Origin of the sequence: Streptomyces sp. V3I7, from assembly GCF_030817495.1 — a bacterium.
Lineage (GTDB): Bacteria > Actinomycetota > Actinomycetes > Streptomycetales > Streptomycetaceae > Streptomyces.
This window is the reverse complement of the sequence record NZ_JAUSZK010000001.1, coordinates 4,076,476-4,092,055: the sequence shown is the minus strand read 5'-3', so window position 1 is coordinate 4,092,055 and position 15,580 is coordinate 4,076,476. Positions and strand designations below refer to the sequence as shown.

Sequence of the window (15,580 nt, the reverse complement as noted above, 5' to 3'; positions counted from 1 at the left end):
CGGACCGGACACCGCGGTACGCCCGAGGGACGCGAGAGGGAAGGGAACGCGATGACCGCGACGACGAGCACGACCCCGGCTGCCGACGGGATCACGGAGGACGAAGCCACCGCAGGGACGACCTGGGAGAACCTCGTCACCACGGCCCTGCTCGGCACGGACCGGCGCGCGCCACGGGGCGGGGCGGGCCGGGAGGCGCCGGTCGCACTGCTGGACGCGGCGGCCCTGGAGACAGTACGACGGCGGGCCGGGCTGCGTCCGGCACCGGCGGCACAACGCCCCGAGCCAGCCGCCGGGGACCCGCGTCCCGCCCTGCCGCCCGCGGCGGCGCGGCGGCTCACCCTGCTGCTCGCCGACCGCCCCGGCACGGGAGGCGGGCGCCGTGGCACCTCGCCGGATCTGACGGAGCTGCTGCCCCAGTGGCTCGCGGCGGCGAACGCGCGCGGTTTCGCCGCCCCGCCGCACGCCCTGCCCGCGCTGCTGGACGCGGCCCGGGCGCGGACCGATCTCCGGCCCGCCGCGCTGGCGTTCGCCGGTCCGCGCGCCCTGTGGCTGGCACGGCTGAACGCGGACTGGCGGTTCGCCCTGCGCGCGGCACCGAGCGGCGGCTCGGCACTGCCGGACCTCGACGACGCCGACGAAGTGCGACGGCTGTGGGAGGAGGGCCTGTTCGCCGAGCGGGTCGCCCTGCTCTCGACGCTCCGGGCGCGCAGACCCTCCGACGCGCGCGAACTGCTCACGGCGACCTGGGCGACCGAGCGGGCCGAGGACCGGCTGATGTTCCTCGACTCCCTGCGCGCGGCACTCTCGGCCGAGGACGAGCCGCTCCTGGAACAGGCGTTGGCCGACCGCAGCCGCAACGTGCGGGCGACGGCTGCCGAGTTGCTGTCCGCGCTGCCCGGTTCGGCGCTCGCCGCGCGGATGGCCGTACGGGCCGAGGCGTGCGTGGCGATCGACCACACGCAGGACACGCCGACGATCGCGGTGGAGGCTCCGCCCGAGTGCGACGCGGCGATGGAGAAGGACGGCGTCGTGGCCAGGCCGCCGGCCGGCCGCGGGGAACGGTCGTGGTGGCTCGGGCAGTTGGTGGAGGCCGCGCCGCTCGGTATCTGGCCGCGCCGGCTCGGCGGCCGGTCGCCGGAGGAGATCGTGGCGCTGCCGGTGGCGGACGGCTGGCAGGGCGAGCTGCACGCGGCATGGTGCCGGGCGGCCGTACGGCAGCGGGACCCGCGATGGTCTCGGGCCCTTCTCGGCGCGCCCTCGACGCCCGAGGCGGGCGGCCCGGGAGCGGTCTCCCTGGCCGAGCGGGCGAAACTGCTGGGCACGCTGACGGCCGAGGAACGGGCCGAGTGGGTGGCCGGGTTCATCGCGGCACACGGCCTGTCCGAGGCGTTCCAACTGCTCGGCGTGTGCGGCCTGCCCTGGGCCCCGCCACTCGGACGGGCCGTGGTGGACGCCCTCAACATCGCGCGGGACGCGGGAAGTTATCCCTGGAGTTTCAGCGGGGTGATGGGCCTGGCCGAACGCTGCCTGGACCCGACGGAGGCGGCCCGCCTGGAGGGACTGCTGGCGATACCGGACGAACACGAGGACGCGTCGCCGGGGGCCGGCGGATACTGGTCGGAAGCATTCCAACGCCTCGTAACGACGCTACGCCTACGCGCGACGATGGCCACCGAGCTGACGCCGACCGGCGACGCCGCCCCGTACGGGGCTTGAGGACGAGGCCGGACGGGGGCTGGGGACGATCCTGTCGGCTCAGCCGCCGGACGCAGGACTGACGCCGACCGCTGCCCTCGCCCCGTCCCGAAGCTGGAGGACGAAGCCGGTCGGGCCGAACGGGCGTCTGGGGGCGCAGCCCTCAGGGGCAGCCGCCCCAGACACCCGCACGATCCTGCCGGCTCAACCACCGGACGCAGCACTGGGCGCCGACCGGTGACATCGCCCCCGTCTCAGAGCTTGAGGGCGAAGCCGGTCGCGCCGAACAGGGCGCCCGGCGGCGCAGCCCTCAGGGGCAGCCGCCCCAGACACCCGCACGATCCTGCCGACTCAACCACCGAAGGCAGCACGGACGCCGGCCCGTCACGTCGCCCCGTACCGGGACTTGAGGACGAGGCCGGTCGGGCCGGACGGGGCCGCCCGGGGGCGCAGCCCCCAGGAGCGGACCGCCCCAGACACCCGCACGATCCTGCCGACTCAACCACCGAAGGCAGCACCGAGCGCCGGACACAGCGCCGTCGCCGCCCGGCGACGCCGACCCGCCCCAAAGCTGGAGGACGAGGCCGGTCGGGCCGAACAGGGGGGTCTGCGGGGCGCAGCCCCCAGGGACGACCGCCCCAGACCACCCCGCACGACCCCGACCGCTCAACCGCCGGAGGCCGCCGGCTGGCGTACGTTCTCGCGCACCCAGTCCACGATCGACGTCGTCGTCGCGCCGGGGGTGAAGATCGCCGCGACGCCCTTCTCCTTGAGCAGCGGGATGTCGTCCTCGGGGATGATGCCGCCGCCGAAGACGAGGATGTCCGCGGCGTCGCGCTCCTTGAGGAGGTCGATGACGGCCGCGAAGAGCGTGTTGTGGGCGCCGGAGAGGATGGAGAGGCCGATCGCGTCGGCGTCCTCCTGGATCGCCGTGTCCACGACCTGTTCGGGCGTCTGGTGGAGCCCGGTGTAGATGACCTCCATGCCGGCGTCGCGCAGCGCCCGCGCGATCACCTTGGCCCCGCGATCGTGGCCGTCGAGCCCCGGCTTGGCCACCACGACGCGGATCGGACCGGCTGCCACACCCATCACTGCCTCCATGAAGCGACTGCATCCCATTCGTAACGACAAGTACCGCACAGTCCGCGCGGTCCGTCACCCGTCGCGAAGTGAACGAACGTTATCTCCAGCATCCCGCCACCGGCAGTTTCGCGGAGCGTACCGAGGGGGAAATCACACAGTGGGACACGTTCGGGAGCCGCAACGTGGTCCGCGGACACGATGGACGCGCAAGGAAGGGTGCGCGTACCGCCGGCCACCTCGTGCGGTTTCCCACGAGAGCACACGGGGGACGGTGTAGTCCTCCGGTGTGCTGACTGGAGGCCGGCCATGAGGGTCACCAAGGCGCTGAACCCCCTTCTCCCTCTCTGTCAGGCCCTGCTGCCGGGCAAACTGGCAGGGCTCTCCCTGACCCTCCTCAAGGCGTCCGCCCTGGAGGTCACGATCCTCGCGGGGCATCTCGTCCTGTATCCGACCGGCATCATCCAGGAACGCCGCTCCCCCACCCCGCCGCCACTCCCGGCGGACGGCACCGCTCAGCTGCCGGTCCAGGGCGCACCGCCGGTCGTCCTGCTGCACGGTTTCATCGACAACCGCTCGGTCTTCGTCCTGCTGCGCCGCAGCCTCGCGCAGCACAGCGGCCAGCGCGTCGAGTCGCTCAACTACTCGCCGCTGACCTGCGACATCCGCGCCGCGGCGGAGCTGCTCGGCCGCCACATAGAGGAAATATGCGAGCGCACGGGCAGCACTCGCGTCGACATCGTCGGGCACAGCCTCGGCGGTCTGATCGCACGCTATTACGCACAGCGCCTGGGCGGTGACGCGCGGGTACGCACGCTGGTGACGCTCGGCACCCCGCACTCCGGCACCCGGGTGGCACCCCTGGCGAACGCCCACCCGATCGTGCGCCAGATGCGCCCCGGCTCGGACGTGCTCGAGGAACTGGCCGGACCGGCCCCCGGCTGCCGTACGCACTTCGTCAGCTTCTGGAGCGACCTCGACTCGGTGATGGAGCCGCTGGAGGCCGCGCGGCTCGACCACCCCGACCTGATGACGCTCAATGTGCGGGTGAGCGGGATCGGCCATCTCGCGCTGCCCGTCCATCCCGCGGTCGCGGCCGGGATACGGCAGGCCCTCGACGCCGAGGAGCCACCCGCGCGGACCGCCGTCCTGCCCGACGGGCTGACGGTGGCCTGACCGTCGCCTGACCGCGGCAGGTGCGCCGAACGCGCTGATCTCGGGCGGCGCGCCGGTACGACGGAGCCAACGAACATCGAACATTTTTCGAACGCAAAGCCAAGCCACGTCCACCACCCCCCGAAACACGGCCGAATGCCCGTTTCCGGCGGGCGCGAAACCGGCGGAAGATTGTCGCGCCCGCGTACCGCCGGGTACAGTCGCCGCACTGCTCTGGCAGCCCCTGTTGTCGAGGCGAAAGAGAAGTTGGTGAACGACCGTCACGCGTCGGGGACCATGACCACCCCGGCACCGGCTTCCGAGGCCGACTCGGCGCACTACGCGTCGCACGGCGGGCAGGAAGCCCACTACGGCGACTTCACCGGCTACGGCGCCTACGACACCGGCACCTATACGACCGACCCCCACGCCACGGCCTACGGGAACGACCCCCTGTTCGGCACGCCCGCGGGCGACGGGCACGCCACCGGCGCGTACGGCACCGGCACGTATGACACCAGTGCGTACGACACCGGCACGTACGACACCGGCGCCTGGACGACGGGCGCCCATCCGACCGCGGACTACGACCCCTACGCCACCCAGCAGCAGACCGTCTATCACGGCGGCGGCTACGACACCGGCGCCTGGACGGTCCCGCCGCAGGCGGCCGGGGCCGATGCGACCGGCCAGTGGGACGCGAGCGCCTGGCTCCAGCCCGACCCGTCCGCCCTCGCCGAGCCGGCCCCGCAGCAGTCGTGGGACTGGGGCACGCAGACCTTCGACACCGGCGCGTACGACGCCACGCAGTGGAACTCCGACGGGACTCTCCCCGAGCAGCGGACGGAGCCCTTCGACCCGCAGTCGACCGGCGCCTTCGAGCAACTCCCGCACCACGAAGCCCCCTTCGAGCACCACCCGTACGAGGAACACTCCTCCGAACAGACCCCGTACGAGCAGACCCCGTACGAGCAGGACTCCTTCGCCGACGGCGCACCCGGGGCCGGTGAGGTCGGCGCCACCAGTGCGATGCCGGCCGTGACCCCCTTGCTGGAGGACCAGGAAGAGGTCACCCCGGTTCCGAGCACCCGCGCCGGCGCACGCGGGGCGTCCCGCGCCCGGCGTCGTACGCCCGCCAAGCGCTCCGCGCTGCTGACCGTGGCCGTGCCCTCGGCGTGCGTGATGGGCGTCGCCGGGATCGCCGCCGCCTCCGTGGGCGGCATGACCGACGACACGTCGGAGACGGCGGCCGCCGCCCCGGACGTGCACGAGGTGAAGCCCTCCGCGGCCAACAACAGGCTGGACAGCCAGCTGGAGGGCATCTCCGCGGGCGTCGACGACTTCGCCGACCGGGCCAGCCGGACGCAGGAGCGCATCGACCTCAAGGCCCAGCAGGTCGCCGAGCAGAAGAGGGCGGCGGAGGAGGCGGCCCGCAAGGAGCGGCTGCGCCCGAAGTTCGCGCTCCCGGTGGCCCAGCACGGACTCAGCGCCCTGTACGGCCAGTCCGGCGTCAACTGGATGTCGCTGCATACGGGCATCGACTTCCCCGTCTCGTACGGCACGTCGGTGATGGCCGCGACCGACGGCACCGTCAGCACGAAGTGGAACAGCGCCTACGGCAACATGCTGGTCCTGACCGCGAAGGACGGCACGGAGACCTGGTACTGCCACCTCTCCAGCTACCGCGTCTCCTCCGGCACGCCCGTCAAGGCCGGCGATCCCATCGCGTTCTCCGGCAACTCCGGCAACTCCACCGGCCCGCACCTGCACTTCGAGGTACGCCCCGCCGGCGGCTCGGCCATCGACCCGCTCCCGTGGCTGCGCAGCCACGGACTCGACCCGAACTAGGGTCTGTCGTTTGGATCAGGCCGGCTGTGAGGTGCGGTACTTCTCGACCGACCCGAGCGGGGTCTGGTGCGTGCAGCTGCAAGACGGAGGAGGGCGTCAACGCGATGGGGGTCCCCCCGCGCGAGCGGAGCCGAGCGTGGGGGAGTTGGCAACCGACGACAACGCGGCAGATGTGCGTGCCAGGCCCCGCGACGCCGGGATGATCCAAACGACAGGCCCTAGCCTCGCCGTCACACCAGGAACCCCGGCCGGAACAGCCGGGGCAACCCGCTGGCTAGAGCTTCTCCACCGGCGCGTACCGCAGCAGCAGCCGCTTCGGCTTGCCGTCGCCGAAGTCGATCGTCGCCTGGGCCTTGTCCTCCACGCCCGCCACCGCGACGACGGTGCCGAGCCCGAACTGGTCGTGCGTGACACGGTCGCCGACGGTCAGGGCCACCACCGGCTTGTCCGACGTCCTGCGCGTGGCGAACCCGGAGGCGCCTGCCGCCGACGAGCGCGAGCGGGACGAGGACAGCGAGGCCGCGATGCCGGACGCCGGTCCGGCGGACTTGGCGACGGGTCCCGTCCGCTTCCACTCCAGGTAGGACTCCGGCACCTCCTCCAGGAAACGGGAGGGCGGGTTGTACGACGGCTGGCCCCAGGCGCTGCGCATCGCCGAGCGCGTGAGGTACAGCCGCTCCCGCGCGCGCGTGATGCCGACGTACGCCAGGCGCCGCTCCTCCTCCAGTTCCTTGGTCTGGCCGAGGGCGCGCATGTGCGGGAAGACGCCGTCCTCCATGCCGGTCAGGAAGACGACCGGGAACTCCAGGCCCTTGGCGGTGTGCAGCGTCATCAGCGTGATGACGCCGTCGCCGTCCTCCTCGTCGGGGATCTGGTCGGAGTCGGCGACCAGGGCGACCTTCTCGAGGAAGTCGGACAGCGAGGGCTGCTCCCCCTCCTCGTGCTCCTGCTCGAACTCCAGCGCCACGGCGGCGAGTTCCTGGAGGTTCTCGATCCGCGTCTCGTCCTGCGGGTCGGTGGACGCCTGGAGTTCGGCGAGATAGCCGGTGCGCTCCAGCACCGCCTCCAGGACGGTCGCCGGTCCCGCGCCGGACTCGACGACCGTACGGAGCTCCTCCATCAGCACGTTGAAGCGCTTGACAGCGTTGGTCGAGCGCGCGGCCATGCCGTACGCCTCGTCGACCCGGCGCAGCGCCTGCGCGAAGCTGATCTTCTCGCGCTGGGCGAGCGCGTCGACCATCGCCTCCGCGCGGTCGCCGATGCCACGCTTGGGGACGTTGAGGATGCGGCGCAGCGGGACGGAGTCCTCGGGGTTGGCCAGGACCCGCAGGTACGACAGGACGTCCCGGACCTCCTTGCGCTCGTAGAAGCGGACACCGCCGACGACCTTATAGGGCAGGCCGACGCGGATGAAGATCTCTTCGAAGACACGGGACTGGGCGTTGGTGCGGTAGAAGACGGCGACGTCGCCGGCCTTCGCCTCGCCCGCGTCCGTGAGGCGGTCTATCTCCTCGGCGACGAACTGGGCCTCGTCGTGCTCGGTGTCGGCGACGTAGCCGGTGATCGCCGCACCCGTACCCGCGTTGGTCCACAGGTTCTTGGGGCGGCGGGACTCGTTGCGCTCGATGACCGCGTTGGCGGCGGAGAGGATCGTCTGCGTGGAGCGGTAGTTCTGCTCCAGCAGGATCGTCGTCGCGTCCGGGTAGTCCTCCTCGAACTGGAGGATGTTGCGGATGGTCGCGCCGCGGAAGGCGTAGATCGACTGGTCGGCGTCACCCACGACGCACAGCTCGGCGGGCGGCAGGTCGGACCCGCCCGGCGGGACGTCGGCGTCCCCGGAGGCATGCTCGCCGGTGCCGACCAGTTCGCGCACCAGAGCGTACTGGGCGTGGTTGGTGTCCTGGTACTCGTCGACGAGGACGTGGCGGAAGCGGCGGCGGTAGTGCTCGGCGACGTCCGGGAAGGCGCGGAGCAGGTTGACCGTCGTCATGATCAGGTCGTCGAAGTCGAGGGCGTTCGCCTCACGCAGCCGCGACTGGTACAGCGCGTAGGCCTGGGCGAGGGTCTTCTCGAAGCCGTCGGTGGCCTGGGCGGCGAAGTCCTCCTCGTCGATCAGCTCGTTCTTGAGGTTGCTGATCTTGGCGCTGAAGGACTTCGGCGGGAAGCGCTTGGGGTCGAGGTCCAGGTCACGGCAGACCAGGGACATCAGGCGCTTGGAGTCGGCGGCGTCGTAGATCGAGAACGACGACGTGAAGCCGAGCCGCTTGCTCTCGCGGCGCAGGATGCGCACGCACGCGCTGTGGAAGGTCATGACCCACATGGCGTTCGCGCGCGGGCCGACGAGCTGCTCGACGCGCTCCTTCATCTCGCCCGCGGCCTTGTTGGTGAAGGTGATCGCGAGGATCTGCCCCGGGTGCACATGCCGCCCGCCGAGCAGGTGGGCGATGCGGTGGGTGAGCACACGGGTCTTGCCGGAGCCCGCACCGGCCACGATGAGCAGCGGCGAGCCGGAGTGGACAACGGCCGCGCGCTGGTTGTCGTTCAGCCCCTCCAGGAGCGCGGCGGGGTCGACGACGGGGCGCGGGGCGCCGTCGCGGTAGTAGGCGTCACGGCCGGCGCCGGCGCCGTCCGGAGGCAGGTCGAACTTCCCGCCGAACAGATCGTCCGGAATCGGCTCCGGAGCGTGGTCGTCCTCGGGCGGCGGCGGTTCCTCCGCACGGCCGCGGGGGGCCTGGAGGTCCGCCAGGAAGCTGTCGTCAAAGAGGCTGCTCATCGCTCTCCGAGTCTAGGGCGCCCCACCGACAATCCGTCGCCGCCCGGAAAACATCCCGGTCACGGACGACGTGGGCTACCCCACCCTCCCCTCTTAACTCTCCAGAATCATGCCATTACGGTACGCACTCGCCCTCAGCGCGGCCGAGCGCACCGATCCCTCACATGGACAAGTCACCCCACACCGCCCCCAATTGACCGCCGCCGGAGACCTTCCCTCCCAAGGTCACGAAAATGTATCGGGCATATCACCCACCAACCTTCACACGGGCCACACGAGTTGGCTACCGTGCCGGGCGGGCCGCAGGACCTTCACCGGCGAACGTCGCCGGGACCCGCGGCCCCCGCTGAGTCCGGCCCCCTGTGGTGCCGGAGCCGGGGACCCACCCGATCTTGGGGTGAATCGGCCCCCTCCCCTTGCGGAGGGACCGTAGGGCAGCCTTCCGAACCACCCGCCCGAACCCGACAGCTAACTCGGTAGGCGGATCCTGGAAGGAGCCCCCTCTTGGCGTCGCACCGCAAGTCGCGCCCCACGGGTACTCGCCTCGCCGGCATACGCACCCCCGCTCTGGCCACCGCCGCCCTCACCTCCGTGGCCCTGCTGTCCCAGTCGGCCCAGGCCGCCCCGTCGGCCGACCGGCCGAGCGTCGAGGAAGTGCAGAAGAAGGTCGACGACCTCTACCGCCAGGCGGAGTCGGCGACCGAGAAGTACAACGCCGCGAAGGAGCGGACCGGCGCGCAGCGCAAGCAGGTCGACGGCCTCCTCGACGACGTGGCGAAGCGCACGCAGGAACTCAACAAGGCCCGTGAGGAGCTGGGCACGTTCGCCGCGGCGCAGTACCGGACCGGCGCCGCCGCCCCCAGCACCGCCAGCCTCCTGCTCGCGGACTCCCCGCAGGACTACTTCGACCAGAACCAGCTGATGCACCGTCTGACCTCGCGTCAGAAGGTCGCGGTCGACGACTACGTCACCGAGCAGTCGGCGACGATGAAGAAGCGGCAGGAGGCCACCAGGAGCCTGGAGTCGCTCACCGAGTCGCAGGACGAGCTGCGCTCCGCCAAGTCCACCGTCCAGACGAAGCTGTCCACCGCGCGGGAACTGCTGTCCAAGCTGACGGCGGAGGAGAAGGCGCGGCTCGCGGCGATCGAGAAGCGCAAGCAGGAGGAGGCCGCGCGCCAGGCGGCCGAGCTCGCCCGGGAGCAAGCCGCGCGCCAGGCCGCCGCCGAGAAGGCGGCCCAGCAGGAGAGCTCCGCGTCACCGAGCCCGACGACGGGCACCTCCTCGTCCGGCACGTCCTCCTCCAGCACGTCCTCCTCGTACGCCACCCAGGCCGCCAAGGCGCTCGCCTTCGCCCGCGCCCAGATCGGCAAGCCCTACGTCTGGGGCGCGACCGGCCCCGGCTCCTACGACTGCTCGGGCCTGACCCAGGCCGCCTGGAAGGCCGCGGGCGTCTCCCTGCCGCGCACCACCTGGGACCAGGTCAACGTCGGAACCACGGTCTCCCTGGCCGACGCCCAGCCCGGCGACCTGATCTTCTTCTACGACGACATCAGCCACGTCGGCCTCTACATCGGCGACGGCATGATGATCCACGCCCCGAAGCCCGGCGCGTACGTCCGCGAGGAGTCGATCTACTACGCCGGCTCGTCGATCATCCACAGCGTGGTGCGCCCGGTCTGAGCGGGTTTTCGTCCTTAGCATCGGTCCATGCCCGGCACTCCCCTCCCCCGCCCCTGGTGGACACGGCATCCGCCGGTGGCCGGAGCCGCCGTCATGGCGACCGGCATCGTGTCGGTGGGGCTGCACCTGACGGGCCACGAGGTCCTGTCCGAGGTCGTCCTCGTGGTGGCCTGTATCGCCTGGCTGGTGCTCGCCGCGGGCCTGGCCATGGACCTGGCCGTGGGGCCGGCGCGCGAGCGGGGGCGCTGGGCGACCGGCGCGCGTACGGCAGACGCACTCACCTCCGCGACCGCCACCACGGTTCTCGGGACCCGTTTCTCGGCGCTCTCCTGGCATGCCCTCGCCGAGGCGCTGCTCGCTCTGGCAGCCGCGCTCTGGGCGGTGCTGCTGATTCTCGTCGTACGGCAGCGGGTCGTACGACAGCGGGCGGAGGACCGGCCCACGTCCGGGGAGGTGTTCCTGCCGTGCGTGGCCACGGAGGGCGTCGCCCTGCTGTGCGCCACGCTGGCCGGGGCCGAGGCGACCGCCTGGCTCGCGCACACCGGACTGGTGCTGTTCTGGCTGGGGCTCGCGCTCTACGCCCTCGCACTGGGCCGGTTCGACGCACGGCAGCTGGTCGAGGGCGCCGGGGACCACTGGATCGCGGGCGGCGCGCTCGCCCTCGCGGCGCTGACCGGGGCGAAACTGATCGCCGCCGACAGCCCCCGCCTGTATCTGTGGAACGACGACGACAGCGACGTCCTGCGCTCCTCGACGATCGCGCTGATCGCCCTCGCCCTGGCGAGCTACGTCGTCCTGCTGGGCGCCGAGCTGCTCCGGCCCCGGCTGCGCTACGACGTACGCCGCTGGGCGACGGTGTACCCGATGGGACTGACGGCGGCGGCGACGCTCGTGGTCGCCGCCGCCGTCGGGGTCCCGTGGCTGACGGGCACCGGTCAGGTGCTGGTGTGGGTCGCCGTCGCGGTGTGGATCGCGGTGGTGGCCGGCGCGGTCGCGGCGACCCGCGCGCGGATCAGGTCCAGAGCAGCGCGATGAAGATGTTCGCCACGGTCAGCAGGCCCACCAGGCCGAAGAACCGCTTGTCCACCGTCTCCTCGTCCCGCTGCACGTAGACCAGCGCGAGGATCACGATCAGCAGCGCCAGCTTCACGCCGATCTTGATGTTGTTGACGTGATGACCGTCGGCCTCGTTGAGCCCGACCAGGATCACGCCCGTGACCAGCATGGTCAGCGCGCCGTGCAGCATCGCGGGGACGAAGCGGGCGGTGCCCCGGCCCATCGCCTTCATCTGGGTGAGAAAGCCGCCCAGGAGGGAGGCGATGCCGATGATGTGCAGGCCGACGAAGACCTGGATGAGTACGTCCATGGTTCCGGAGCCTAATGAGCCCCGCGGCCGGTGCCGCTCTTCACCCCCGCTTCCCGGAGTCGCGGCCACGGTGGCGGTGGCGGTGGTGCGGCAGTCGCGGTGGTGCGGCAGTCGCGGTCGCATATATGCATCGCCCGCATAGCACCCCCGCGCCCTCGCGCGCCCTGGAACCGCCGCTTCGGTCAGCGCGCCGCGCGAAGGAGACCGCTCCGAATCCGAATTCCTGTCACATGTGGTCACCGCGCGGTCGTGTGCCGCCTTTTCCGTACATGCGTTACCAGGACGACACCGCCAGGTTTAGCGTCCTCGACCAGGTGACCGGTCCCCACCGCCGCCCGGGCCTCGGGCGGCAGCCGGACACCACCGCAGAGAAAGACCGGCGGCGGTCCGCTCCCCCTGTGCCGGCCGCCGCCGGTCGTGCGCCCGCGCACCTCCGCGGTTTCGACGAAAGGACGGACGGTCCAGGTGGCAGCGCAGCACAGCAAGCCCCGCAAGCCCCGAGAACGCTCGCTCGGCGGCCATACCGCGGTCCGTACGGCGGCGACGCTCGCTCTGGCGAGCGCGGCGACCGCGACGGGTTTCGACGGCACCGGCAACGCCGAGCCACAACTGACGCCGACCCAGGTCAAGGCCCGGGTGGACAAGCTGTACCAGGAGGCGGAGATCGCCACGGAGAAGTACAACGGGGCGAAGGAGAAGGCGGACGCCGCCGAACGGCGGCTGAGCACCCTGCGCGACCGGTCGGCCCGCACGGAGCGGAAGCTCGGCTCGGCCCGCAACGCCCTCGGCTCGATCGCCACCGCCCAGTACCGCAGCGGCGGCCTCGACCCCGCGCTCCAGCTCGCGCTCTCCAACGACCCCCGCCAGTACCTGGAGGGCGCCGAGTTCGCCGAGCGCGCGGGCGACCGCCAGTCCCAGGCCGTCACGCTCGTACGCGGACAGCTCGGCGAGATCGAGCGCCTGCGCGGCGCCACCCGCGTCGAACTGGCCTCGCTCAGGTCCCGGCAGGCCGAGCTGAAGCGCCAGAAGAAGACCATCACCGGCAAGCTGGACGAGGCACGCAAGCTCCTGTCCCGCCTCACGGCACAGGAACGGACGCTGGCGACGGCGGACGGCATCGGACACGCCTCGCGCTCGGCCTCGGACGCCCGCGGCGCCCTGACCGCCCCCGGTCCGGCACCGGCCGCCAACTCCCGTGCCGCGGCGGCCGTTTCCTACGCGCACCAGAAGCTCGGCAGCCCCTACGTGTGGGGCGCAACGGGCCCCAACGCCTTCGACTGCTCGGGCCTCGTCCAGGCCGCCTACCGCTCCGCCGGCATCTCCCTCCCCCGCACGACCTACGCCCAGATCAACGCGGGCCACCGCGTCTCGCGTTCCGAACTCGCCCCGGGCGACCTGGTCTTCTTCTACTCCGGCATCAGCCACGTCGGCATCTACGTCGGCAACGGCCAGATGATCCACGCCCCGAACCCGTCGGCCCCGGTCCGCCTGGCCCCGATCGACCAGATGCCGTTCGCCGGGGCCGCGCGGGTGGCGTGAGAGCTGCCCGAGCGCTCAGAAGCCGTACACCGGCCGCCGCATTCGACCGGCGAGAGCATCGCGGGCGAGATCGAGGGCAACCTGACAGCTCAACTCCGCGCCGGACACGGGAGCCCGCGCGACCGGCACCGAGCCGGAATCGGGGTTCCGCGGAACGTGACGACACCAGGCGGCCCAGGCGTCCTCAGCAACGGTGAACCGGGATCGTTGGGGGCCGAGCTTCGAGTCCCGGACGTGGATGGCACTGGGGCGCAGGGCGACTCAGCTGACTGTAGGCGCGCCTACCGGACGCTCACACCAGCCGCCGAGCCGTGGCCCACCGCGTCAGCTCGTGCCGGTTGGAGAGCTGGAGCTTTCTGAGGACCGCCGAGACGTGGGACTCGACCGTCTTGACGGAGATGTAGAGCTGCTTGGCGATCTCCTTGTAGGCGTAGCCGCGGGCGATGAGGCGGAGGACCTCGCGTTCGCGCTGGGTGAGGCGGTCCAGGTCCTCGTCGACCGGCGGGGCGTCGGTGGAGGCGAAGGCGTCGAGGACGAAGCCGGCCAGGCGCGGGGAGAAGACGGCGTCGCCCTCCTGGACACGGAAGATCGAGTCGACCAGGTCGGTGCCGGTGATGGTCTTGGTGACGTAGCCGCGGGCGCCGCCGCGGATCACGCCGATCACATCCTCCGCGGCGTCCGAGACGGACAGGGCGAGGAAACGGACGGGCCGCTCGGTGTCGGCGCTCAACGGGGCGCAGCGGCGCAGCACTTCGACACCACCGCCGCCGGGGAGGTGCACGTCGAGGAGCACCACCTCGGGGCGGGTCGCGGTGATCACCGTGACCGCCTGGTCGACGTCCGCGGCCTCGCCGATGACCTCGACTCCGGTCTGCTCGGTCTGGCCGATCTCGGCCTGGACGCCCGTACGGAACATACGGTGGTCATCGACGAGGACCACGCGTACGTGCCGCTCCCCTGACGCGCCGGTCCCGGCCGCCTCCGCCGCTCCCACCGTGCCGTTCGCCTCGGTCGCGTCGCTCATGCCGTCTTCTCCGCTCTCTCCATCTCCAGTTCGACCTCGGTGCCACCGCCTGGTACGGCACGCAGCCGCGCCGTACCACCGTTGCGCTCCATGCGGCCGATGATCGATTCTCTGACCCCCATGCGGTCGGCGGGTATCGCGTCGAGGTCGAAGCCCGGTCCGCGGTCGCGGACGGACACGAAGACCGTCCTGTCCTCGACCTCGGCGTAGACCTGCACGGCACCGCCCTCGCCACCGTACTTGGCGGCGTTCACCATCGCCTCGCGCGCGGCCTGCATCTGTGCGCTGGTCCTCTCGTCGAGCGGGCAGTCGCCGACCACGACGACCTCGATGGGGACGCCGTGTTTGTCCTCGACCTCGGCGGCCGTGCGCCGTACCGCGTCGGCGAGGGTGGCCGGCTCGTCCTCTTCCTCCTTGCCGGTGCCCTCGGGCCGGTAGAGCCAGGTGCGCAGGTCGCGCTCCTGGGCGCGGGCGAGGCGGCGCACCTCGTTCGCGTTCTCCGCGTTGCGCTGGATCAGGGTCAGGGTGTGCAGCACGGAGTCGTGGACGTGGGCGGCGACCTCGGCGCGCTCCTGGGCGCGGATGCGCATCAGGCGTTCCTGGGACAGGTCCTGGGACATGCGGACCAAGTAGGGGCCGGCGAGGAGCGTTATGCCGACGAGGACGGCGAGGGCGGCCTGGAGGACCGCGCCGAGCTGGGCGGTGCCCTGGAGGACGACGATGCCGGAGACGCCGGCGGTGACGAGCAGGACGCCCGCGCCCGCGCGCAGGAACGTGAGGGTGCGGCGCCGGCGCCCGGCCTCGACCCAGCGGGCCCGGCGGGCGTTGTCCGCCTGGCGCCAGACGAGGGCGACGCCCGCGGCGACGAGGACGGCCGGGACGAGGTAGGCCTTGGCCGCGCCGCTCAGGTTGACGCTGCCGACGAAGACCACGGCGACGACGACCATGAGGAGCAGGGCGACGATCTGGCCCTTGTCCGGTTTGCGGGTGACGAGTCTGCGGCGGCCGTCGGGCAGCGTCTCGGTGCCGACGAAGGACGGGGGCTTCTGGTCGCCGACGCCGCCGACTCCGAGGGGCACGAAGAACCAGAACGCGGCGTACAGCAGCGCGCCGAGGCCATGGGCCATGAACAGGCCGACGAACGCGAGCCGCACCCAGACCACGGGCAGCCCGAGATGCCCGGCGAGGCCCCGCGCCACTCCGCCGAGCCAGCGACCGTCGCTACTGCGGTAGAGCTTGCGCGGTGGCCGCGGGTCGTCGAGGGGTGCTGCTGCGGCTTCCGGCATGTCCACGATGGTCACACGGCGGGCGCGACGGGGGCATCAGGGTGTATCCCCGAGACTCCCCTGATCTTCGGGTAACGGGCCGTCGAACGCCTCCCCCGCGCCGTCTCAGGGCCGAAATCAGGGTTCGGCCA

The 15,580-nt window shown here is 71.9% G+C and carries 11 protein-coding genes and 1 riboswitch; of the genes, 6 read left to right on the top strand and 5 right to left on the bottom strand.

The window, feature by feature from the left end:
* Positions 1-51: 51 nt before the first annotated feature.
* Positions 52-1,719: a DUF5691 domain-containing protein gene (locus QFZ74_RS19180; protein ID WP_307622024.1), complete on the top strand. Its 1,668-nt coding sequence runs from the start codon at positions 52-54 to the stop codon at positions 1,717-1,719.
* Between the two features lie 645 nt (positions 1,720-2,364).
* Here QFZ74_RS19180 and QFZ74_RS19175 read toward each other — a convergent pair.
* Positions 2,365-2,787: a cobalamin B12-binding domain-containing protein gene (locus QFZ74_RS19175; RefSeq protein WP_307624202.1), complete on the bottom strand. Its 423-nt coding sequence runs from the start codon at positions 2,785-2,787 to the stop codon at positions 2,365-2,367.
* A gap of 300 nt (positions 2,788-3,087) precedes the next feature.
* Here QFZ74_RS19175 and QFZ74_RS19170 point away from each other — a divergent pair, with 300 nt between their 5' ends.
* Positions 3,088-3,954 (top strand): triacylglycerol lipase, encoded by an 867-nt coding sequence (locus tag QFZ74_RS19170; RefSeq protein WP_307622023.1) that lies wholly within the window; start codon positions 3,088-3,090, stop codon positions 3,952-3,954.
* A 135-nt stretch (positions 3,955-4,089) separates the two neighbouring features.
* Positions 4,090-5,781 (top strand): peptidoglycan DD-metalloendopeptidase family protein, encoded by a 1,692-nt coding sequence (locus QFZ74_RS19165; protein ID WP_307622022.1) that lies wholly within the window; start codon positions 4,090-4,092, stop codon positions 5,779-5,781.
* Positions 5,782-6,055: 274 nt separating this feature from the next.
* Here the strand turns inward: QFZ74_RS19165 and pcrA are convergent, their stop codons facing one another.
* Positions 6,056-8,554: a DNA helicase PcrA gene (pcrA, locus tag QFZ74_RS19160; protein WP_307622021.1), complete on the bottom strand. Its 2,499-nt coding sequence runs from the start codon at positions 8,552-8,554 to the stop codon at positions 6,056-6,058.
* Between the two features lie 334 nt (positions 8,555-8,888).
* Positions 8,889-9,053, top strand: a riboswitch (cyclic di-AMP (ydaO/yuaA leader).
* A gap of 5 nt (positions 9,054-9,058) precedes the next feature.
* Between pcrA and QFZ74_RS19155 the strand changes: the two genes are divergently transcribed.
* On the top strand, positions 9,059-10,234 hold the full coding sequence (locus tag QFZ74_RS19155; protein ID WP_307622020.1) for an NlpC/P60 family protein: 1,176 nt from the start codon (positions 9,059-9,061) through the stop codon (positions 10,232-10,234).
* A 27-nt stretch (positions 10,235-10,261) separates the two neighbouring features.
* Positions 10,262-11,269, top strand: coding sequence for a hypothetical protein (locus tag QFZ74_RS19150; protein WP_307622019.1), 1,008 nt, complete (start codon positions 10,262-10,264; stop codon positions 11,267-11,269).
* Here QFZ74_RS19150 and QFZ74_RS19145 read toward each other — a convergent pair.
* Complete coding sequence (locus QFZ74_RS19145) at positions 11,247-11,600, bottom strand: hypothetical protein (RefSeq protein WP_307622017.1); 354 nt, start codon at positions 11,598-11,600, stop codon at positions 11,247-11,249. The genes QFZ74_RS19150 and QFZ74_RS19145 overlap by 23 nt on opposite strands.
* 465 nt (positions 11,601-12,065) lie before the next feature.
* Here QFZ74_RS19145 and QFZ74_RS19140 point away from each other — a divergent pair, with 465 nt between their 5' ends.
* Complete coding sequence (locus QFZ74_RS19140) at positions 12,066-13,139, top strand: NlpC/P60 family protein (RefSeq protein ID WP_307622016.1); 1,074 nt, start codon at positions 12,066-12,068, stop codon at positions 13,137-13,139.
* A 292-nt stretch (positions 13,140-13,431) separates the two neighbouring features.
* Here the strand turns inward: QFZ74_RS19140 and QFZ74_RS19135 are convergent, their stop codons facing one another.
* Together QFZ74_RS19135 and QFZ74_RS19130 are read right to left on the bottom strand one after the other, a co-directional pair.
* Positions 13,432-14,163, bottom strand: a complete 732-nt coding sequence (locus tag QFZ74_RS19135; protein WP_307622015.1) for a response regulator transcription factor — start codon at positions 14,161-14,163, stop codon at positions 13,432-13,434.
* Entirely contained in the window at positions 14,160-15,449 is a 1,290-nt protein-coding gene (locus QFZ74_RS19130) for an ATP-binding protein (protein ID WP_307622014.1), read from the bottom strand. Before QFZ74_RS19130 ends, QFZ74_RS19135 begins: the two co-directional genes overlap by 4 nt.
* Positions 15,450-15,580: the final 131 nt, after the last annotated feature.